The organism is Brevibacillus sp. MER 51, from assembly GCF_023714195.1.
Lineage (GTDB): Bacteria > Bacillota > Bacilli > Brevibacillales > Brevibacillaceae > Brevibacillus.
On sequence record NZ_JAMAUS010000010.1, the window covers coordinates 195,108 to 216,830 of the forward strand.

Here is a 21,723-nt window from a genome sequence, read left to right on the forward strand (position 1 = left end):
TTTAGATTAAGGGGGATGGCTTCTTTTTTGGAGGAAGAGGATGGATGAAAAATAAGACCCGATTACGGTTTGGTAATGCACTTCGATAACGATTACTCCTCGTATTGATTCCTCTAATGAATGAGCAACGATTTCCTTTCTCCTTCTATTTTCTCGTGGTTGTCTGGAAGCGCGATTTTTTCATTCCATACATTTTCAAATGATTGGGAAATCAGTATGCCATGGCTTCTTATGTAACAACTCATGAGGGAGGGGAAACATCCTTTTCAAAGAGGAGGAGAATCATGTCATTTCCAAATATACCGAATATCACCCCGACCATTCATATAGGGCGTGATGAAGCGCTCAATTTCATGTTGTCTTCTTTAGCTATGGAAGAGTTGGGACTTAGTCATATTTTAAATGCGGAAGCTGAAAAAATTCAGTATGCACTCGGGACAATTCCCGGGCTATCTGGACCAGGAGCCACCATTTCGGATTTGCTCGCGCTAAACAACAGTGTGGGGGACATGCTCGAAGCAACGATAAAGCAAGACATGCTTTTGCAAAAGAAACTGGAGGTTGTGCTGGATGCTTCTAAACATCCGGTACGGAGGATTACTGGGCCAACTGGACCGACAGGAGCAACGGGAGCAACGGGAGCAACTGGACCGAGGGGACCACGCGGAGCTACCGGAGCGACTGGGGCGAGAGGAGTAACGGGAGCGACCGGAACAACTGGAACCATCGGAGTGACTGGGGAAACGGGAGAAACCGGAGAGACGGGTGTAACTGGAGTCACCGGACTAACTGGTGCAACCGGTGCAACAGGAGAAACTGGAGCGGCAGGAGTGACAGGAACCACCGGAACAACTGGAGATACCGGAGTGACTGGAGCAACTGGAGCAACTGGAGATACCGGAGTGACTGGAGCAACTGGAGATACCGGAGTGACGGGTGCAACCGGAGAAACTGGAGCGACCGGAACAACAGGAGCCACCGGAGTAACTGGGGCAACGGGAGAAACCGGAGTGACGGGTGTAACTGGAGTCACCGGAGTAACTGGGGCAACAGGAGAAACTGGAGCGACAGGAATAACTGGAGCCACCGGAGTGACTGGAGAAACCGGAGTGACTGGAGCAACAGGAGCAACTGGAGAAACCGGAGCAACTGGAGAAACCGGAGTGACTGGAGAAACCGGAGTGACGGGTGCAACTGGAGAAACTGGAGTGACGGGTGCAACCGGAGCGACCGGAGCAACAGGAGAAACCGGAGTGACGGGTGTAACTGGAGTCACCGGAGTAACTGGGGCAACAGGAGATACCGGAGCGACAGGAACAACAGGAACAACAGGAGATACCGGAGTGACGGGTGCAACAGGAGAATCTGGAGCGACAGGAACAACAGGAGCCACCGGAGTAACTGGGAAAACGGGAGATACTGGAGCGACAGGAACAACTGGAGTGACGGGTGCAACAGGAGAATCTGGAGCGACAGGAACAACAGGAGCCACCGGAGTAACTGGGAAAACGGGAGATACTGGAGCGACAGGAACAACTGGAGTGACGGGTGCAACAGGTGCAACAGGAGAATCTGGAGCGACAGGAACAACCGGAGATACCGGAGTGACGGGTGCAACAGGAGAATCTGGAGCGACAGGAACAACCGGAGATACCGGAGTGACGGGTGCAACAGGAGAATCTGGAGCGACAGGAACAACTGGAGCCACCGGAGTGACGGGTGTAACTGGAGTTACCGGAGTTACCGGAGTTACCGGAGTTACCGGAGTTACCGGAGTTACCGGAGTCACCGGAGTCACCGGAGTCACCGGAGTAACTGGGGCAACCGGAGAAACTGGAGTGACAGGAGCAACAGGAGCAACCGGAGAAACCGGAGTGACGGGTGCAACAGGAGCGACAGGAGCAACAGGAGAAACCGGAGCAAACGGTACCACGGGAGCCACCGGAGTAACTGGGGCAACGGGAGAAACTGGAGCGACAGGAGCAACTGGAGCCACCGGAGTGACGGGTGTAACTGGAGTAACTGGAGTGACGGGTGTAACTGGAGTAACTGGAGTAACCGGAGTAACTGGGGCAACAGGAGAAACTGGAACGAGAGGAACAACCGGAGCAACCGGAGAAACCGGAGCAACCGGAGAAACCGGAGTAACTGGAGCAACCGGAGTAACTGGAGCAACCGGAATAACTGGAGCAACTGGAGATACCGGAGTAACGGGTGTAACAGGAGCAACTGGTACCACGGGAGAAACCGGAGCGCCAGGAGTTATCGGAGCAACCGGAGTGACGGGTGTAACTGGAGCAACAGGAGCAACCGGAATAACTGGAGCAACTGGAGCAACCGGAGAAACCGGAATAACTGGAGCAACAGGAGCAACCGGAGAAACCGGAATAACTGGAGCAACAGGAGTAACTGGTACCACGGGAGCAACCGGAACCACGGGAGCGACCGGAGAAACCGGAGCGACAGGAACAACCGGAGTGATGGGTGCAACAGGAGAAACCGGAGTAACGGGTGTAACTGGAGTCACCGGAGTCACCGGAGTAACTGGGGCAACTGGAGAAACCGGAGTGACGGGTGTAACTGGAGCAACCGGAGAAACCGGAGCCACCGGAGTGACGGGTGTAACTGGAGCGACAGGAACCACCGGAGCAACAGGAGCAACCGGAGCGATAGGAACAACCGGAGCAACCGGAGTAACTGGGGCAACGGGAGATACCGGAGCGACAGGAACAACCGGAGGAACTGGAGAAACCGGAGCAACCGGAATAACTGGAGCAACAGGAGCAACCGGTGTAACTGGAGCAACTGGAGTAACTGGAGTAACTGGAGCAACTGGAGGAACCGGAGCAACTGGAGAAACTGGAGAAACCGGAATAACTGGAGAAACCGGAATAACTGGAGCAACTGGAGGAACCGGAGCAACTGGAGCAACTGGAGTAACCGGAGCAACTGGAGAAACTGGAGAAACTGGAGAAACCGGAATAACTGGAGCAACTGGAGCAACTGGAGCAACTGGAGCCACCGGAATAACTGGAGCAACAGGAGAAACCGGAATAACTGGAGAAACCGGAGAAACCGGAATAACTGGAGCAACAGGAGATACCGGAGTAACTGGGGCAACTGGAGCCACCGGAGCAACTGGAGTAACTGGAGCGACAGGAACCACCGGAGCAACAGGAGAAACCGGAGAAACCGGAGCAACAGGAGAAACCGGAATAACTGGAGCAACCGGAGAAACCGGAGTAACTGGGGCAACTGGAGCCACCGGAGCCACCGGAGTAACAGGGGCAACGGGAGCAACCGGAGCAACCGGATCGACAGGAGAAACCGGATCGACAGGAACAACTGGAGAGACTGGGGCAACCGGAGTAACCGGAGCGACAGGAACCACAGGAACAACAGGAACCACAGGAACAACAGGAGTCACTGGCGCAACCGGAGCGACAGGAGCGACAGGAGCGACAGGAACAACAGGAGTAACAGGAGTAACTGGAGCAACGGGAACCACCGGAGCAACTGGAGCGACCGGAGCAACGGGAGAGACTGGAGTAACGGGAGAGACCGGAACAACGGGAACAATCGGAACAACCGGAGTGACGGGAGTAACTGGAACAACCGGATTGACAGGAGAGACCGGAGTCACCGGAACCACCGGAACCACCGGAACCACCGGAACCACCGGAACCACCGGAGCGACGGGAACCACCGGGGCAACCGGAACCACCGGAGTCACCGGAACCACCGGAACCACCGGAGCGACAGGAACCACCGGAGCAACTGGGTCAACGGGAGATACCGGAGCCACTGGAGCCACTGGAGCCACTGGAGCCACCGGAGCCACTGGAGCCACTGGTGCAACCGGAACAACCGGAGCAACTGGGTCAACGGGAGATACCGGAGCCACTGGAGATACCGGCCCTACCGGAGCGACAGGTACAGTCTTCACCAACATCAACGCCTTCGGGGCCAATACCTCAGGATCTCTCATAGCAGTAGTCCTAGGAGGAGCGAATATCCCTCTACCGAACAACCAGGTGTTAACAGGTGGCATTACGGTGAATGGCGCCAATACGGTGTTTACGGTTCCATCAGCAGGCAACTATTTAATTTCGTATTCCATTAACACAACTGCCGCGTTACTGGTTAGCTCAAGGATCTTGATAAATGGGACGCCATACACGCCGACGATCATCTCGCCAGCTATTTCACTTTCATCGTTCAATAATACCGTCATCGCTCCTCTCACCGCTGGAGCCACAATCACGCTGCAACTGTTTGGATTATTGGGAACAGCTACCCTCCTGACAGGGGCTGGTGCGACCCTGACGATTATAAAAATAAGTACGTAGCAGGCAAAAAGGAGCTACGATGACAAGTAGCTCCTTTTCCCTTGTTATTTCTTTTCGCTAAAGTAGTAAAAATATTTAGTTAATTAATGGTGATGATAGTATAATAGCTTGGAAGGGGATTTGCCCTATTATTCGGAGTGGGGATAGATGCCGATGGATGACTTGGCAGTATATTTGGACGAGCACGAGGCAACGATCGTAAAAGAATTCAAGCGACGAATTGCCGTTTCGGACAGTGATCAATACAAGGGATTGATCCATCTGAATGGCCAAGCACTGTATCGTATGGTTATTGAATATTTTCGTTCGGAAATCACTCTTGAGGATATTAAAGAATTGGCTTACAAGGTCGCATATGAACGAAACCGGGCAGAGACCAACATTGGCGATTTTGTTTCCAACGTGTGCATGGGCCGGGAAATGGTTATCGATCTTCTCCAAAAAGGTCCGTTTACGCCTGCCACTTTAATGCCTGCCCTATTGAAAATAAACGAATGCTTTGATGTCTTTTTGGTACACGCTGTCTTCAAATACACCGACCTCAAAGACAACGATTTGGAAGAGAAGAAGCTATTTATCGAGCGTTCTCACAAAGACAGACTCACGATTCTGGGGCAAATGGCGTCCAGCTTCGTCCATGAATTCCGAAACCCGCTTACTTCCATTATGGGATTCTCTCGTTTGTTAAAAGAAGATTACCCGAATCTCCCTTACGTAGAAATTATTGAAAATGAGCTGCGGCAATTGAATTACCGGGTTTCGCAGTTTTTGCTGGTCTCGAAAAAGGGAGCGGTCTATAAGCAAATGGAGGTTTTTAGCGTTTGGGAGTTGTTTGATGAGATTCTGTCCTTCCTCTATCCGAATATCGTTGACGTGAATGTGGATATCCAATGCAGTATCGATCCTACCTTTCAACTAAAAGGCTACAAGGATGAGATGAAGCAGGTGTTTATCAACATCATTTCGAACGCGCTGGATGCGTTACATAAAAAAACAGGCGATAAGGAGATCATCATTGACGTTTCCCAAACGCCTGACAGTTCCTTGATTACCGTTTCCAACAATGGATCGCCAATTCCACCTGACCTGCTCTCGGTTATTTTTGAACCGTTTTTCACGACGAAGGAGCTCGGTACTGGAATTGGCTTATATGTCTGCAAAGAAATCATTGAGCGGCACGGAGGAAAGATTACATGCGAGTCTACTGATCAGCAGACGAAATTTTCCATGAAATTCAGACCCTGCGACATATGTACGAGTGGCTTGATGTCGATGAGCCATCATATCTAATGCACAAAAAAGGACCTATCCATGAAGGCACGCGCGATAGCAGACGTGCATCATGAATAGGTCATTTTTTTGTGAAAAAGGACGTGGCTACTTATTTGCCAGTGGAAAGCTGCCTGCTTGTTTGCCGTATGGTTTTGGAGATACGCTCCAGTTTATTGACCAGCCAGACCAGCATGAGTGCCAACAGACAACTGCAGCTGATAATCAGGAGCAAGTACAACAGCGAGTACCACGCGTTTTCAAACAGCCAAGCGACCTCGCCGTATTTCGCAAACAAATAATCTTTGAACATGATCAAAAAAGCAGAGTGGAACAAGAAAATAAAATACGTCAGCCCTTTTCGAAACTTGATGTGCAAACGATCGACGCGTTCCAAAAAGAAGACCATGAGCACGAGAAACGACAAAAGCGTAGCGAAGACAAAAGTCAAATGCACAGCCACATACAGCTTGTTTGAGACAACAAAAAACATCGCAGCCGCAGTGGAAACACCCGTCATCAGCGCCAGGATCGAGCGGTTGTTTCGCAAAAAGGAAAGGATCGATTCACGGTACCAATACAACATATGCCCCATGTACAGGGTAAAAATCCAGCTCGGGAGCATATGACGCGTAGTGAGCCCGAACCAGCCCTGATGGATGTAGTTGATGTAGACGTATTGAATACCGAGCAGAATCCAAATAGCATACAAAATGTTGCGCCTCGTGATCACACGTCGAAACAGATAGGCAAAAACGTAATACTGACAAATCATAAACACAAAGTACAGATGGTCACCCGTTTTGCCTAAAATAATGTTCGTAAAGTCCTGGGCAGTATGAGGCATCCCTTTTTTCAACAAGTAATGATACAGGACACCAGATACTAAATAAGGAACAAAAATATACAGAAGCTTCCCTGAAAAAAACTCGCGAGCAGTAGGGCTCTTGGCTTCAAAAGAATAAGCAGTCAAATAACCGGTGGCGATCGTCAACAGGACAGTGCCGTAGCGACTGATCTGATTGAGGGCCACGATCCAAAACGGATCGGTAAAAGAAAGTGCAGAAGCCGTGAAATGACCGACTACAACGAGAAAACTTGAGAAGAGCTGGATGTAAAACAGAGATTTCAAGATTTTTGAATCTGTATACATTTCGATATTCTCCATTTCATCGTTTGTCGGCTGACGTTGTCGCTCAAACAATAACCTGTGAATGGATTTATGATAATAAAGTTTTCTTTGATTCGTATTTGGACAGGGGAGGGGAATTCTGGAAAAGATAAAAAGAAAGAAAGCCACACCCGCGCGTGTAGCTTTCGCGCGAGTATGGCTTTCATACATTATTTCGGATTCTTTTTCATTTCATTGATGGTTTCATTGACCACAAACGCCAAATCGTCATTGCCAAACAGCGACAATACACCAAGGAGAGTCGCATCAGGAATGTCCTCTGCTTCTTCTTTGGGAACGGTATTGTCCAGCATTTGAACGAGTAACGCATTTTCCCCTTGAGCGGGATAAGCGCGGCGGTATAATTCGCGTGCGTCTACACCGTGATTCACACACCATTGGGCAAAAACGAGAATCATCATGCCCTCGTCGCGCTGGTAGGCTTGAATCACTTGATCTTCCATTTCTTTTCGGTTCATGGGCATACTCCTCTAACATTCGTACGTCATGAGCTTATTGTAGAGAAGAGGAAGAGTACCCGCAAGAAAAAAGAAAAGAAGGGGCTTACGAGTTCCGTTTGCTGCTGTGATTGGTTAGGACCGGTAGCATGCGCGTGTCCTTTACCATACTGGAATGGCAAAAGGGGCAGTTCGGGCTCTTATCAAAGGAAAAGTTATCTCTCATCCAGCACGTACAGCCCTCGTTACTGCACGTCCATACATCTGTTTCCTCTTCTTCGATTGGAACGACTGCTTTTTTTGAGAAATACACATGAACTCCTCCTTTGCAGGGCAAAAGTGCACAAAGTAACCTCTATTAATGTGTGATGGAAAGCGCATGAATATACCAAGATTTTCTTTGGTAGAAGGTAAAAAAAGAGGCCGCGCTTTCATCGTCGCAGCCTCTTTTGCCCATGGCCATCTTTACTGTTCGTCAGGAATGAAGATCTGTCCTGTGGCTTCTTGATTCGTGATAGCCAGCAAAATCGCTTTAGACAAGGTATCTGGATGATAAGGCTTGATCAGATAACCAGTTGCCCCCAGATCAAATGCCTTTTTCTTTTCCTCAAAAGCACTGGAGATCACGATCGGAATGGTTCGTAAATCCGGGTTGTTGCGTATCTCCTCAATGACCTTCCAACCACTCTCGCCGTCCTTCAAGTTTAGGTCAAGCACGACAGCATCCGGTCGCAGCTCCTCGATTGCTGCTACTGCCTCAGACGCCGTAGAGAAGGAATTGACGCTGAATCCAGAGCATGTTAACTCATGACGCAGCAGCTCAGTTAAGTTCAAATCGTCCTCGACGATCACAACGTTTCCTTTGCATTGACCAGTTGGAGAAACTGCCTCCTCACTTCCCGTTGAATAGCCAGGGGACAAAGCGTGCTCATCCAATGGAAGAGTAACCGTAAATGTACTACCCTTGCCCGATTCGGACGTAACGGAAACTTCTCCATGGTGCATATGGACGATCTCCTGAACAATGGCGAGACCCAATCCAGTACCGCCAATCTCGCGACGATCCGAGTTATCTACGCGATAAAATTTGGTAAACAGGTGAGGTATGGCTTCGGAAGGAATGCCTAGCCCGTCATCCTGGACCTCCACGAGCAAGCGATTGCCATCTTTTCGACAACCCACCCGGATATGACCACCATGCGGGGAGTATTTGACGGCATTACTGATCAGATTCAAAAATACTTGATGCAACTTGGCTTGGTCTCCATGAACAACGGTTTGCTCCGTTTGCAAATCGAGTTCAAACCGATGGAGAGGGGACTGGACTCGATGAAGTTCGAAAATATCCCGAATCACTTGATCAATGGCAACATTCTCTAGCTCATAAGTCTGTCTGCCGGATTCCATGCGTTGCAAATCCAAGAAATCGTTGATTAGTGCAGTCAGGCGAGTAGCTTCTTGATAAATGGTCGCTATGTATCGCTGTTGACGTTCGGGCTTGAGCTTTTTCGTTAACAGCAGCTCCGCAAAGCCAAGTACGCTGGCGAGAGGAGTACGCAGCTCATGGCTGACCGTACTGACGAATTCCGATTTCATTTGGTCGATCTCGTATTCCTTGGTGAAGTCACGATAAACGAGCAAGGTACTCCACTTCTCTTGGTTCCGGTACAGTGGCTCTGCATAGAGCTGAATGTAGCGTACTTGCGGTCCGGTCATCTGAAACACAATACTACCTGAAGGAATGGCACCTTCGTCTAAAACGACAGATCTGACATATTGAATCAGCCGATCAGGCTCAGAGGTTCGACTCTGTAGATGGGAAAGGAACTGTTCCAAGTCAAACCCTTGCGAAGCGAGCTGATGGTCGTAACACAAGAGCTCACAAAAATTCCAGTTCACCTGAAGTGTTTCTCCACTCAGATCAATAAGCTGAATGCCTTCTTGAACAGAATCGAGCATATCCTGCGTCATTTTACGCTGTCGCTCTGTCTCCTCATACATCGCGAGCTTGTCGAGTGCCAAGGAAATCTGCTTGGCTATTCCGATGATGACTTGTAGCTCCTGATTCGTGAATTTTCGACCGATCCGGGAGATGATGATACATGCAACGATTGTCTGCTGGGCATCTAATACTGGGAGGTAAAGCTCAAATGTTTGTGACATTTCCTCCGTGTAGCCGCGCTCAGCGTCAGTACTTTCGCGCATCAGGACATATGGCAGGCCCGTTTCCCTGATTCGCACGAATGGACCATCATCCATTCCTTTGCGCAATTGCTCCAGACCGTTTTGGGAAACGCCAAAGCTAGCTGCGTCCCTGTCAGTGTTCAACATGACGATGACACCTTTATCGGCATCCATGACTTCAGTTATATTGCGAATGATACTGGACAGCAGCTCATCTTTATCCAGCGTATTCGACAAAGAGAGGATGAAGCGGTTTTTCTTTTCCAAGTACCGTTCGTTTTCCTCCATCTTGCCCAATGCTTCTTGTAACTCTTCTTGCTGCATCATCAGTTCATCCTGCTGGGCTTGCAGCTCTTCGTTTTGCGCCATGAGCACTTCTTCTTTGGCTTGAATTTGCCTGATCAAATAGTCGAGGGAGCGGGAGAGCCTACCAATTTCGTCAATCCTGTTCAAATCCTGCAAAAGAGGTGTACCGCCATTAGCGAACTGTTCAGCATTTTGGGATAGACGAACTAACGGCCTGCCGATATCCCGCGTAGTTTGAATGGTGACTACTATCATGATCACCAGCACCATCAGCGAATACACGAGAAACCAAGTGCTTAGCTGTGACAACTCTTCGAACAGTAGTTGGTTTTTCGTATACAAAAGCTGATCGTGCTCTTCCTGATACCGCCCGGCGTATTTAAGCAGGTTGTTTACTTCCTGATTCACGCCACTGGCCGAAGCTTTTCGCAGGGATTCAAAGTCTCCGTTCTTTGCATAACTCGAAAAAGTAGGAAACACATTGGCAAAAAAGTTCGTGAAGAAAGATTCGATCGAAGCGACAAGCGCTTTCTCCTCATCATTGAGCGGGAGCTTCTTAAATTCATCCAGCGCTTGTTCCAGCTTCTTTTTTTCGACAAATAGCTCATTGTATTCAGATGGGCTCAAAAAAGCGTAATAACCTCTTGCGCGAAAAAAGATCTGGTTCGTGTGCTCAGCGATGTCTGCGACCAAATTTTGTTTTTCCTTGGTATTGTATATCTCCGTCTGATAATGGGTTAATGCGTTGCTATTCAAATCTTGAACGATGCCAGCGCCCGCAATCAGAAGTAACAGAAAAAGAAGCATCATCGCTATGAAGCGACGTGTGATGCTTTTTCTGATAAACGCCAAGAACCCGGTCATGCGAGCATTTCCTCCACTTTCCGCACAAGATCCATCGGGCTAAAGGGCTTCGGCATGAAGTCATCAGCACCAGCTGCACGCATTTTCTCCTGTTCGGCATGTTGACTTTTTGCCGAGAGGATCAGGACCTTGACTGCCTTTTTATCGTCCATCTGTTTGAGCTGCTGTAATACTTCAAAGCCTGTCAGCTTCGGCATCATATAATCTAAAATAATCAAGTCGTACTCATTTTGGCCGATTTTTTGCAGAGCTTCCTCTCCATCGCAAGCGATGTCGAGCTCGTGTCCCTCGTCTTCGAGCGTGTCGCCAATCAACATGCGTAACACCGCTTCGTCTTCGGCCAGCATAATGGTTGCCATCTAGCTACCTCCTTACAACATTCGCTTAACCAGTCGTGTGATGCGAGCATCCAGTTCGCGCGTACGAAATGGCTTGGTCATATAGTCGTCAGCACCGAGTTGAAGGGCACGGACTATGTCTTGCTCTTCCGTACGGCCTGTTAGCATGATCACCGTATATTTCTTGGCATTCGGCAAATTCCGGATTTTCTGGAGAACCTCGAGGCCATCCATCTGTGGCATCATCCCGTCTAAAATGACGAGATAAGGCTCTTGTCCCTGATGCCAAGAGGAGTCAAAGAAAGCTTCTCCTTCTTCGAAAGTCTGGATGTCGACGTGCATCCAACCGTCAAAACAGGTTTGGATGGAATCGGCAAGCATCACGCGAATCATCGGATCGTCATCGATAATCGCGACCTTCAGTTTTACCTTAGGGGGATCATGCGTCTCTGTGATTTGAGCGGTTTCTATCCGGCGTCGCCCCGCATTTTTGGCCGCATACAAAGCAGTGTCTGCAGCTTCTACCCAATACGTATGCGGTTTATGAGGATCATCTACTTGTACGATTCCACCGGAAAAGCTCAAAGAAAACGTTCCTTCAGGAGCCTCAAACGTAAGCGAACAAAAAGCAGAGAGCATCTGCTCCAGGCGCATCTTTCCTGTCTCTACAGTCGTACGTGGCATCAGCAGGATGAATTCCTCTCCGCCGTACCGGAATATTACATCATGTTTTTCCGCGCTCTGCCCGATGAAAGCAGCAAAACGAGTCAGCACCTCGTCTCCAATCAGATGACCGTATGTATCATTGACCCCTTTGAAAAAATCGATATCTAAAAATGCCAGAGAGAAGGGGGTGTTGGTTCGCTGGGCATCAGAAAGAAGCCGTTGGTACGTATCAACAAAAGAATTCCGATTGTTGACACCCGTGAGCTCGTCCAAAAACAAGATGCTGTTCATCCAGCGCTTCCGGCGAAGCTGGCGTTCGAGGCGTACGACCAACTCTTCCATATCAAGCGGTTTGCTCATGACGTCATCTGCGCCCAAACGATAGGCATTCAGACGGGTCTCCCGTTCGCAATCGATGCTGATGATGGTCGTAGGCACGTATTGCTTCTTTATTTTTTCGCTAATCGTCTGCATCACTTGGAAGCCGCCCGTTTCCGGGATGTTCAAATCCAGAATGAAGCAGTCAGGGTTCATGTCGTGAAAATAGTCGAGAGCCTTATGAGGATAGACCGTTGCGATGACAGACCAATTGTGGTTTTCTAAATATTCCTTTAGATACATCAGCAGGGTGACGTCATCATCCAGGATGAGGACCAAAGGCTGTTGCTCACAAGGGGATTCCAGTTGGAGAGTGGAGTTCTCGAGAAAAACTTCCTGTTCCGGCTGCTGTTCGTAACACAAGCTGATCAACTCTTGCAAAAACAATCGCCATTCACCGAGCGACCAATCCTTGGCAGGCATGTCATCCATTTGACCCAGAAGGAGTTGAGACAGATCAGATAGGTCGTTCAATCCAATCGTCCCCGCAGTTCCCTTCAACGAATGGAGAAATCGATAAAGATCATCATGAGGGACGGGAACCTCCTGGTCGTACCACGTCTCAATCTGTTTATGGATATTTGCAAGAAGCGTTTCTCTGTACTTGATCATGAAGTATCGCCTCCCTGTGTTGGGATGGCGCAAGCAGTCGGATCACTTGCGCCGATTTGATCAAAACGTCTACGATTTGGTATGGTACATGTAGCAGGGAGGAGGAAGGGCTTATTGTTGTAGGGAAAATCCTTCTTCAATCAGGTACTGCTCCGCTTCTACGTACGATTCAAAGGAAGCTTCCAGGTTCATTCCGTGGTATACGTTCCACAGCGCGTCTTCCTGTTGCAACAAGAGCGTGCGGTTTTGCTTGTCGACCCATGTTTGCTCCAATTGTTCAGCTGCACTAGTAGCTTTTGGAGCTGGTTCACGTTTCACAGAGAGGGATTGGATTGAAGCCTCCACTACCTTGCGCAGCTCGTCCGCCGAGAAATCACGGATGTTGACATAGCCCTTGTCGTCTTTTTGGTAGCCCTTCAAAAACGCGGCAAACACAAACCCGTTGCCGTTCGGATGCAGATGATAGACCACCGTCTTTTTGTCATGAAGGCTTTCCTCATAATGAAAATTAACCCGTTTCAGGGAGACGTCATTCCGAGTCAGTTGTGGAAAAGATTCAATAATCGCTAGTTTTTCTTCAAAAGTAAGCATGGATTCCTCCAGTGAGATGGATTTGTTTGTCGATTATATCATAGCGGGACATAGAACGAAAAAAGGAGAAGGGAAAAATGAACGGAAAAAATCGAAAAGATATCGCAGCGGGTCTTGAAGTCGAGATTGTATTGAAACAGGACCAACGCACAGGCAAGCGCACCCGCGGGATCGTCAAGGATATCCTGACGAACTCCAGTACCCATCCACATGGAATCAAGGTTCGTTTGACGGATGGACAGGTTGGGAGAGTGCAAGAGATCATCCGAAAAGGGGAATAAAATCTTCTTCAGAAAAAACGGACAGGCCACAGGGGCAACTGTCCGTTTTGCTTTTTATGAACGGTTCCGGTTTTGCAAATGCTCAATAGCTGGTACGGCGAAGCAAGCCAGATTCGACGGAAGGGCATCGAACGAAAACCAGCGCATGTCTCCAATCGCTCCGCCTTCCTCTAAATTGCGTGCTTCTCCACTCAGGATCGTGACCTCGTAAATGACTGAAACCCAATGCTCGGCACTTTCCGGGCGGATGGTTTCTGCGGTACAAAGCAGAGCCTTTACCTCGACATCGAGATTGACTTCTTCTTTGATTTCCCGGATGACACTCGTCTCCAGTTGTTCATAGGGATCAACTTTTCCCCCGGGAATACTCCACGTATTCTTTTCTGGATCTCTATTTCGTAAAATCAGCAAAACCTCATTCTTGTCGTTTAGGATGACAGCTCCTACTCCCAATCTTGGTATTGCGATAGTCGTCGACATGGTTTCTCCTTTTATAGGCTGATTCGTTTCTTTCATTATAACAAGGCCCAATCGCAAGCAGGACAAAACAAGAAACCGCCTGAAGAGACGGTTTCGAGAAATTCAGCAAAATATTAGCGGTAAGAATCATGGGTAGGGGCGAAGACATCCTCCGTAGATTCCCGCACCAAAATAAATGGCTCAATATTTCCCAATCCATGCAAGCAAGTATTGTGATGGGCGATGATTTGTTCCGCTGACAATACCTTATTGTCCGATGTAGAATGCCCATCTTTGACGAGCGTTACATCATAGCCGAGTGTCGTCGCTTTGCGGCAGGCGCTGTCGATACAATACTCGGTTTTGCATCCCATGATGACGAGGTGGTTAATCCCGAGTGCTTGTAGCTTTTCGTGCAGGTCTGTTCCGTGAAACGAGTCTGTCGCTAGTTTTTGAATCACTGTTTCTGATGGCAGAGGTGCGATCTCAGGGTGGATGGCAAAGTCGTCTGAACCGACTCCTCCGACATCCGCATCCTGAACGTACAGCACAGGAATATCCTTGCTATAGGCATCTTCTCTTACTTTTTTCAATGTTTGGACAAGTGTAGCCGGCTGAAAAACAGGACCAAATTGTCCTTCGATAATACCTACTTGCGCATCAATTATCAGTAGAGCTGTTTTCCGAATCAATCCATTTCCTCCTAGATGAAAGGGGGCTAGCGTTGGTGTTCCCCTTTTTGGTTGTTTGGTACACGCACAGCTTTATAAGAACGTTGATTTCTGTCCTTTTTCATAACTGACCACTCCTTTCATCGTAGAAGAGTAATGAAACTATTCTGGATAATTGTACCACAAAAAAGACTCATTCCTATTGCAAGGAACGAGTCTTTTTCAATTGCGAACGTCTTATGATTCATTTTCCTTTTTCGGTACAAACTGAAAGATATCATGTGATTCGAAGGAGTCGATCAAACGGGACAGCCACAGATAATACTCCAACCCATTTTCAATGCGCTTGATACTGAGCTCCACACGCTCGCTGACTTCTTCCGAAAGCTCTTCTGATTGCTGGAGCGCGCGAAGCTCCAGGAGCGACTTTTTCAAGGCGTGTACATTATGTTCGCAGGCGTGTCGCCACTTCACGGAAAAGAGGTCGATGAAGTTCTGGTACCAGTCCAGATTGACCTCGTAATGATCTTTCCGCGTCCCTTTTTTCCATATCTTTTCTACCATATTTAAGTCCATCAATGTGCGGACGCCGGTGCTCATGCTGGTTTTGCTCATGCCCAGTGCTTCGCCCATCTCATCGAGTGTCATTGACTTGTCCTGAAAGAGCAATGTGCCATACAGCAGTCCCGTTGACATGGTGATTCCATACAGATCCATGTTGCGAGCGAGCGTTTCAATCACGCGTTCCTGAGCTTTTTCGAGGATTTTTTCCTGATTGGTATCCATTTTGAAAAAAGCAGCTCCTCTAGTCTTAGTAACCTGACTAGAATTGTACGTCTCCAAAAGAAAAAAGTAAATGGAGATGTTGTACAGTATATACGTGATAAACTGAGAATACAGGAAGTAAAGTACGTAAAGTTTTTTCTGAACGCTGAAAATGACGGATTATCATGCCTCACCCAGTTTGAGGTAAAAAAATTGGCTGGTTACAATTGTAAGGGTAAAGAACAGTCCGGATGCCGGGCGTAATAGTTGGAGGTGACCATATGCCCAAGATCAAAGTAGAGAATTTGACCAAAATCTTTGGACGCCAACCCCAACGCGCATTGTCCCAGGTGAAGCAGGGGAAGACCAAGCAAGAAATCTTGAAGGAAACGGGTCTTACCCTTGGGGTGAATCAAGCGAGTTTTGAGGTGCATGCAGGCGAAATTTTCGTCATCATGGGGCTTTCGGGAAGCGGGAAGTCGACCTTGGTTCGATTGTTGAACAGGTTGATTGAACCAACAGAAGGCAAAATCCTGATTGACGGTACGGATATCGTCAGTATGAACACCGAGCAGTTACAGGACGTAAGAAGAAAGAAGCTGGGCATGGTATTTCAAAAGTTCGCCTTGTTCCCGCACAGGACAGTACTTGAAAATGCGGAGTACGGCCTGGAGATTCAAGGAATGCCAAAAGCCGAGCGTGAGGCAAAAGCGAAAAAGTCACTCGCACTCGTCGGACTCGGCGGTTGGGAAGCAAGCTACCCGGATCAGCTGAGTGGCGGGATGCAGCAGCGTGTGGGTCTCGCTCGTGCACTCGCGAATGAACCTGATGTGCTGTTGATGGATGAGGCGTTCAGTGCCTTGGACCCGTTAATTCGCAAGGACATGCAGGATGAGCTGTTGGAACTGCAGAGCACCATGCAGAAGACCATTATTTTCATTACGCATGATCTGGACGAAGCATTGAAGATCGGGGATCGAATTGCTCTGATGAAAGACGGTGCGATCGTGCAGATCGGCTCGCCGGAAGAAATCATGACCAATCCAGCAAACGAATACGTAGAACGCTTCGTAGAGGATGTGGATCGTTCCAAGGTGTTGTCCGCTGAAAAAGTCATGAAGCGAGCGGAGACGATCACACTGGACAGAGGACCTCGCGTCGCACTGCAAATGATGCGTGAGCGCGGTGTATCAAGTCTGTACGTCGTGGATAAACGAAAAACATTGCTGGGTGTGCTAACGGCAGATGCGGTAAACGGAGCCAAGGAAGCAGGACAGTCGCTGGAATCCGTACTGCGAACAGAGGTACCGACTGTCGGACCGCAGACACTGCTCAATGAGATGTTTGACCTTGTTGCGTTTTCAGATATTCCTGTGGCGGTTACCGGGGAACAAAATCGTCTGTTGGGCGTGATTGTAAAAGGTGCCGTCCTGGGTGGATTGGCTGGAAAAGTAAATCAACAAGTTCCGGAGGCAACGAATGAAGAGGGGCAGGTGAATCCATCATGAGTCAAAACCAACTATTTCCAAAGCTGCCGCTCGACAGTTGGGTAGAGGCAATTGTAGATGGACTGGAAGAGAATTTGGGCTTCTTGTTCGACTTCATATCAGCTGGAATCGGTGGAACCGTTGACTTGTTTTCATGGATTCTAACAGGAATCCCGTTTTGGGTCTTGATCATTTTGTTTACGCTGTTGGCGTATCGCGCTGGCAAAGTGGCAATTGCTCTTTTTACCTTCATTGGACTTCTTCTGATTCAGAATTTGGGTTATTGGGAGCACTCAATGGAAACACTTGCGCTAGTATTGACGGCAGGGTTGATCTCGGTAATTATCGGGATTCCGGTCGGTGTCTGGTGCGCGAAGAATGATTCTGTGCAAAAGGTCGTCACACCGCTGCTTGATTTCATGCAGACGATGCCGGCGTTTGTGTACTTGATTCCTGCCATCTTTTTCTTCGGACTAGGTAAAGTACCGGGGGTTATCGCTTCTGTCATTTTTGCGATGCCACCGACAATCCGTCTGACCAACCTGGGAATTCGTCAAGTTCCTGCCGATCTGATCGAGGCTTCTGAAGCGTTCGGTTCTACCTACTGGCAAAAGCTGACGAAGGTACAACTGCCGATTGCCAAGACGACAATGATGGCCGGGATTAACCAGAGCATTATGCTCGCGCTGTCCATGGTCGTGATTGCCTCCATGATTGGGGCGAAAGGCTTGGGGGCGGATGTGTATCGTGCCGTAACGCAGATCAAGATCGGTGAAGGTTTTGAGGCGGGGCTGGCCATCGTTATTTTGGCGATTCTGCTGGATCGACTCACGCAAAGTGTTGGAAAGAGAAAAAACGCGTAGGAGGGGTTTTCATGAAAATGAAAAAAGGTGCCTTGAAAGGGCTGGCAGTCGCACTCGGACTCAGTATGGTGATGGCAGGATGTTCAAACGCGGGAACACCGCAGGGAAATCAGCCTGCCGAGGGCAATACGGGTACGTCTGCACCGAATAGCGTTGGAGCACAAGTGGATCATAAAATTATCGGAATCGATCCTGGCGCTGGTCTGATGAAAGCGACGGAAAAAGCCATGAAAGACTACGATCTGAAAGATTGGGAACTGGTGGAGGGCTCCAGTGCAGCGATGACGGCAGCTCTGACACAAGCCTACAAAGACAAAAAACCAATTATTGTAACTGGCTGGACACCGCACTGGATGTTCTCCAAGTTCGAAATGAAATACCTCGACGACCCGAAAGGCGTCTTCGGGAAGGATGAACAAATTCATACCATCGTGCGCAAAGGACTGAAGGAGGAACAGCCAAGCGCGTATGCGTTCCTCGACAAGTTTTCATGGACACCTGCGGACATGGAAAAAGTGATGCTCGATATTGAGAGCGGAAAAAAGCCGGAAGAGGCAGCAGCCGAATGGGTGAAAAACAATGAGGCTACCGTCAACAAGTGGGTAGAAGGCATCCAGCCAGCAGAAGGCAAAAAATTGACGCTCGCCTACGTCGCGTGGGATTCTGAGATCGCCAGTACGAATGTGGTGAAGACGGTCCTGGAGCAAAAGTTGAAATACAAGGTGGAAATGAGCCAAGTGGAAGCTGGACCAATGTGGGTCGGTGTATCGAACGGCGATGTGGATGGAATGGTAGCAGCTTGGCTGCCAACGACGCACGAAGACTACATGGAAAAGCTGGGGAAAGACGTAGAGGATCTCGGTCCGAACCTGCAAGGAACTAAGTTGGGATTGGCTGTTCCAACCTACATGGAGATCAACTCCATTGAAGATTTGAAGAAATAACAGACTCAATATAGTAGGCACCGCTCACGATGGGGCGGTGCCTTTTGCGTTTTGTTACGGTATTGGATTGCTTTCCATGACAGCGGGCCAAGCGTGCTGATTGTCCAGCGTTGCAGGCTCTGGTGCGAATACCCGCAAAACGAGATTGAACTCGCCTTCCGGGAGAGGGAGCCAGTTGCCTTCCTTGCCTTTGGGCGGGTGCTGTTGCAAAAACAGATCGAGGGAGCCATCGGGATTGTACGCAAGCGTTCCTGTATTGCTGCGAACCGATGCGCGATCAGCCGCTGTTTTGGCTAAAAACAACTGGTTGTCATAGACGTTGATCGACCAGAAAGCAGACGTCTTGGGAAGCTGTTCCTTTGTAAAATGCAACGTGTAGCTTTTGGCTCCCGTAAGTGGTTTTCCGGAGCCATCTGTCAATGCGCGATAATAAGCTTCCTCGCTCGGCACATTGGCCCCTATGCCGGAATAGGCGATAAAGGAACGAGCGAGAAACTGGTTTCCATATGTGCCGATGGGGGAAAAGGAGCCCCATCCATTACGGAAGGTGGCGTAGCCGGGAAAGCCATTTTGTACAATAGACGGTGCATCCTGCAAGGCACGCTGTAGGCCCGCAAGTTTGGCTGGACCGAGCGCGGAAGGATCAAAGCCTTTTTGGACATCGATCCCGACTTGAGCGAATTGATCGAGCAAGACGCGATCACATTCGGGCGGAGGATTGCTCTGGATCCATTTCGTCATGACTTGAAAAAAGGAAAGGGACGATAACACATCTGGGGGAAGCGTTTCGGGAACATGTGCCGTTTGCAATTTTGGGTGGACAGGGGCAATCGCAATTTGTTTTTCGAACGAGACAGCCTGTGGCAAATCAGCTTCACCCTTTACCTCGACACGACCAATGAGCCAGACGGTATTCGTAGGGGCGTAGATCACAGGTATATGGGCAGGGGTAGGCCCTTTCCATTGTGGGCTTGCAATGATATATTGTCCGGCCTGCTGTTTGGTGGAACGATTGGAGACATTGCGAAACGTATTCGTGTACGCATCCAGCATTTGCACGGTATAGTAGCGGTTTTGCGGATTGGCAGGGACAGTCAAACGGACGGGCGTCTCCGACAAATCCAGCCACGCGCTCATATACAATGTATCGGAGTTCGGCGTCACAATATCCCGATAAGCTGGGGAAGCGAGTGTGTCCGCATAGTAAAACTGGTTGATCGGAGCACGACTTTTGACCATGGCTTCCATCGTTTTGGCGGACATCACTAATGGATAGCCGTATATGTATGCTTGAATGCCAAGCGAATAGGCAAGCCTCTCCTGCGATTGAAGAAACGACTTCGATTGGAGGAGAGGTGACTGTTGAACAGATGGAGGGTTTGCTGTCTCTTTTGCAAAGGACAGGCCGGACAGGTGAAGCGTCATGCAAAGCAGGGAAACCATCAGTGCCAGGCGCTTTTTTAATAATGGAAGCATAAAGCCCTCCTCATTACCAGAAATGGGGTTCGCACTGGTAGTTTTCTTCATAGAAAAGGGGCTTTATGCAAGTTGGACTGGAATATTTGTTCTTAATGCGGCTCCACAGAAATTTCAGGCGCCCGCCACTCTGGGCAGGTCGCATACAATTTTGACGCTCCATGTAGTAATTCCCTATCACGCCATCGCTTTCCCACACACTGTGTGCCAATAGGAAGACCTTGCTCATCAAAACCAATTGGCATCGTCACGATCGGACTTCCAGTGACATTAAACAGATTCGTATAAAAAGTCGTAGCGACCCAGTAGTTTTGCGGGTTCTCGTCTACGTACAGCGGTTTGTTGTAAAGCGGCTTGTAGCCCCACATTTTCGATTTTGCCATATGTGGGAAAGCTGTCGTGCAGCTGACCGGACACAAGAACAAGTCACAGTCGGCCATAAATTGCTCGAAGCTGCGAATGAGCTGCTCCCGAATGGTTAAGACACGCATGTAGTTTTTGAACGTCAGCGGGATGAGCATGGTAGCCGTGGGAACCTGGCGATAGATCGGCATGGTGAGGAGATGAGCCACTCCTCTCATAAGGGTAGGCGTCGTGGAGTTTAACTCCGCGTCGATGATTTTTCCCCATGTTTCCCAAGCTTTGCGTACATCCAAAGGTGGTACCGTGACTTGTTCTACGCGCATGCCTTGTTGCTCCAGTACTTTGACAAAGCGACGCAACTGATCGCGAATGGCTCGACTCGTCGGGTAGCCGGGCAGTTCCTCCATCCAGCGAATGTGCAGGGGCTGTTCCTTGAGGGAAGGGGGCAAGACTTGTGGTCCATGAGGCAAGCCAGCGTTGCCGTTTCCACCACTCATGATGGAAAACGCCACTTCCAAGTCTTCGATCGAACGGGCTACAGGGCCGTAGCAGGCCAAGTGTCGGGACGAGGTATAATCAGACATTCCCTCAAAGCCGGGCATGTGTCCTGTTGCCGGAACGGCTCCTTCTGTTGGCTTCAAGCTGAACACACCACAATAATGAGCGGGAACGCGCAACGATCCCCCGATGTCACTCCCGATATCCAAATAAGAAAGTCCTGCGGCAACTGCGGCTGCCGAGCCTCCGCTGCTCCCTCCCGAAGTCCTCTCCGTATTCCACGGATTATTTGTCCTGCCGTAAATATCGTTGTCTGTTTGGAGATCCATGAGCAGGGTAGAAACATTCGTTTTGCCAATCAAAACGGCTCCTGCCTGCTTCAGTCTGCGGACGATGGCTGCGTCATGCTGCGGAATGTAGCCTTTTAGTGGGGGGAAGCCAGAAGTAGTGGGGAGTCCGGCTGTGGCAAAGGAATCCTTGATTGTGATCGGCACCCCGTGAAGGGGCCCCCGAATGTTGCCTTCCGCCATTTCTTTGTCCGCTTGCTTCGCAGATTCGAGAGCAGCCTGCTCGTCATAAGCGACGATAGCGTTTATTTTGCCATTAAGCGAGCCGATTCTTGTAAAGGTATGCCGGGTAACTTCCTCGGCGCTTATTTTCCGCTCGCGAATCCAAGTGCCCATCTCCGTTGCTGTCAAATAGGTCAGTTCTTTCATTCGATTCACTCCTT

General features: G+C 49.3%; 18 protein-coding genes. 6 read left to right on the forward strand and 12 right to left on the reverse strand.

Features of this window, described 5'->3' with window-relative positions:
• The first annotated feature begins 284 nt into the window (after nucleotides 1–284).
• Together M3630_RS21300 and M3630_RS21305 are read left to right on the forward strand one after the other, a co-directional pair.
• Nucleotides 285–4,349, forward strand: a complete 4,065-nt coding sequence (locus M3630_RS21300; protein ID WP_251253422.1) for an alpha-helical endospore appendage domain-containing protein — start codon at nucleotides 285–287, stop codon at nucleotides 4,347–4,349.
• Nucleotides 4,350–4,496: 147 nt separating this feature from the next.
• Nucleotides 4,497–5,639, forward strand: coding sequence for a sensor histidine kinase (locus tag M3630_RS21305; RefSeq protein WP_251253423.1), 1,143 nt, complete (start codon nucleotides 4,497–4,499; stop codon nucleotides 5,637–5,639).
• A 91-nt stretch (nucleotides 5,640–5,730) separates the two neighbouring features.
• Here the strand turns inward: M3630_RS21305 and M3630_RS21310 are convergent, their stop codons facing one another.
• The 7 genes from M3630_RS21310 to M3630_RS21340 all read right to left on the reverse strand — a co-directional run bounded on the left by M3630_RS21310 (nucleotide 5,731) and on the right by M3630_RS21340 (nucleotide 13,186).
• A complete protein-coding gene (locus M3630_RS21310; RefSeq protein WP_251253424.1) occupies nucleotides 5,731–6,771 on the reverse strand; it encodes an acyltransferase family protein in 1,041 nt (346 codons plus the stop codon).
• A 188-nt stretch (nucleotides 6,772–6,959) separates the two neighbouring features.
• Nucleotides 6,960–7,268, reverse strand: a complete 309-nt coding sequence (locus M3630_RS21315) for a hypothetical protein (RefSeq protein ID WP_251253425.1) — start codon at nucleotides 7,266–7,268, stop codon at nucleotides 6,960–6,962.
• An 85-nt stretch (nucleotides 7,269–7,353) separates the two neighbouring features.
• Nucleotides 7,354–7,560, reverse strand: a complete 207-nt coding sequence (locus M3630_RS21320; protein WP_173612474.1) for a cold-shock protein — start codon at nucleotides 7,558–7,560, stop codon at nucleotides 7,354–7,356.
• A 152-nt stretch (nucleotides 7,561–7,712) separates the two neighbouring features.
• Nucleotides 7,713–10,601, reverse strand: a complete 2,889-nt coding sequence (locus M3630_RS21325) for an ATP-binding protein (RefSeq protein WP_251253426.1) — start codon at nucleotides 10,599–10,601, stop codon at nucleotides 7,713–7,715.
• Nucleotides 10,598–10,960 (reverse strand): response regulator transcription factor, encoded by a 363-nt coding sequence (locus M3630_RS21330; RefSeq protein WP_069852954.1) that lies wholly within the window; start codon nucleotides 10,958–10,960, stop codon nucleotides 10,598–10,600. Before M3630_RS21330 ends, M3630_RS21325 begins: the two co-directional genes overlap by 4 nt.
• A 12-nt stretch (nucleotides 10,961–10,972) precedes the next feature.
• The gene (locus M3630_RS21335) at nucleotides 10,973–12,595 is read right to left on the reverse strand and encodes a response regulator (protein ID WP_251253427.1); all 1,623 of its coding nucleotides are present in this window, start codon (nucleotides 12,593–12,595) and stop codon (nucleotides 10,973–10,975) included.
• A gap of 111 nt (nucleotides 12,596–12,706) precedes the next feature.
• Nucleotides 12,707–13,186, reverse strand: coding sequence for a hypothetical protein (locus tag M3630_RS21340; protein WP_106785678.1), 480 nt, complete (start codon nucleotides 13,184–13,186; stop codon nucleotides 12,707–12,709).
• Nucleotides 13,187–13,263: 77 nt separating this feature from the next.
• Between M3630_RS21340 and M3630_RS21345 the strand changes: the two genes are divergently transcribed.
• Nucleotides 13,264–13,467: a YwbE family protein gene (locus M3630_RS21345; RefSeq protein ID WP_173612478.1), complete on the forward strand. Its 204-nt coding sequence runs from the start codon at nucleotides 13,264–13,266 to the stop codon at nucleotides 13,465–13,467.
• 54 nt (nucleotides 13,468–13,521) lie between these two features.
• Here M3630_RS21345 and M3630_RS21350 read toward each other — a convergent pair whose 3' ends face one another.
• The 3 genes from M3630_RS21350 to M3630_RS21360 all read right to left on the reverse strand — a co-directional run bounded on the left by M3630_RS21350 (nucleotide 13,522) and on the right by M3630_RS21360 (nucleotide 15,383).
• Nucleotides 13,522–13,947, reverse strand: coding sequence for an NUDIX domain-containing protein (locus tag M3630_RS21350; RefSeq protein ID WP_251253428.1), 426 nt, complete (start codon nucleotides 13,945–13,947; stop codon nucleotides 13,522–13,524).
• Between the two features lie 113 nt (nucleotides 13,948–14,060).
• Nucleotides 14,061–14,618: a cysteine hydrolase family protein gene (locus tag M3630_RS21355; protein WP_251253429.1), complete on the reverse strand. Its 558-nt coding sequence runs from the start codon at nucleotides 14,616–14,618 to the stop codon at nucleotides 14,061–14,063.
• Between the two features lie 216 nt (nucleotides 14,619–14,834).
• Entirely contained in the window at nucleotides 14,835–15,383 is a 549-nt protein-coding gene (locus M3630_RS21360) for a GbsR/MarR family transcriptional regulator (RefSeq protein ID WP_237899386.1), read from the reverse strand.
• A 260-nt stretch (nucleotides 15,384–15,643) separates the two neighbouring features.
• On the opposite strand from M3630_RS21360, the gene M3630_RS21365 reads away from it, so the two are divergent.
• Genes M3630_RS21365 through M3630_RS21375 form a run of 3 tightly spaced genes read left to right on the forward strand, consistent with a single transcriptional unit; the run spans nucleotide 15,644 to nucleotide 18,656 of the window.
• Entirely contained in the window at nucleotides 15,644–16,870 is a 1,227-nt protein-coding gene (locus M3630_RS21365) for a quaternary amine ABC transporter ATP-binding protein (protein WP_173612482.1), read from the forward strand.
• A complete protein-coding gene (locus M3630_RS21370) occupies nucleotides 16,867–17,712 on the forward strand; it encodes an ABC transporter permease (protein ID WP_173612483.1) in 846 nt (281 codons plus the stop codon). The genes M3630_RS21365 and M3630_RS21370 overlap by 4 nt, the downstream gene beginning before the upstream one ends.
• Nucleotides 17,713–17,729: 17 nt before the next feature.
• A complete protein-coding gene (locus tag M3630_RS21375; protein ID WP_251253450.1) occupies nucleotides 17,730–18,656 on the forward strand; it encodes a glycine betaine ABC transporter substrate-binding protein in 927 nt (308 codons plus the stop codon).
• A gap of 54 nt (nucleotides 18,657–18,710) precedes the next feature.
• On the opposite strand, the gene M3630_RS21380 is transcribed toward M3630_RS21375, so the two are convergent.
• The gene (locus M3630_RS21380) at nucleotides 18,711–20,132 is read right to left on the reverse strand and encodes a DUF1254 domain-containing protein (protein ID WP_251253430.1); all 1,422 of its coding nucleotides are present in this window, start codon (nucleotides 20,130–20,132) and stop codon (nucleotides 18,711–18,713) included.
• 92 nt (nucleotides 20,133–20,224) lie between these two features.
• On the reverse strand, nucleotides 20,225–21,709 hold the full coding sequence (locus tag M3630_RS21385) for an amidase (protein ID WP_251253431.1): 1,485 nt from the start codon (nucleotides 21,707–21,709) through the stop codon (nucleotides 20,225–20,227).
• Nucleotides 21,710–21,723: the final 14 nt, after the last annotated feature.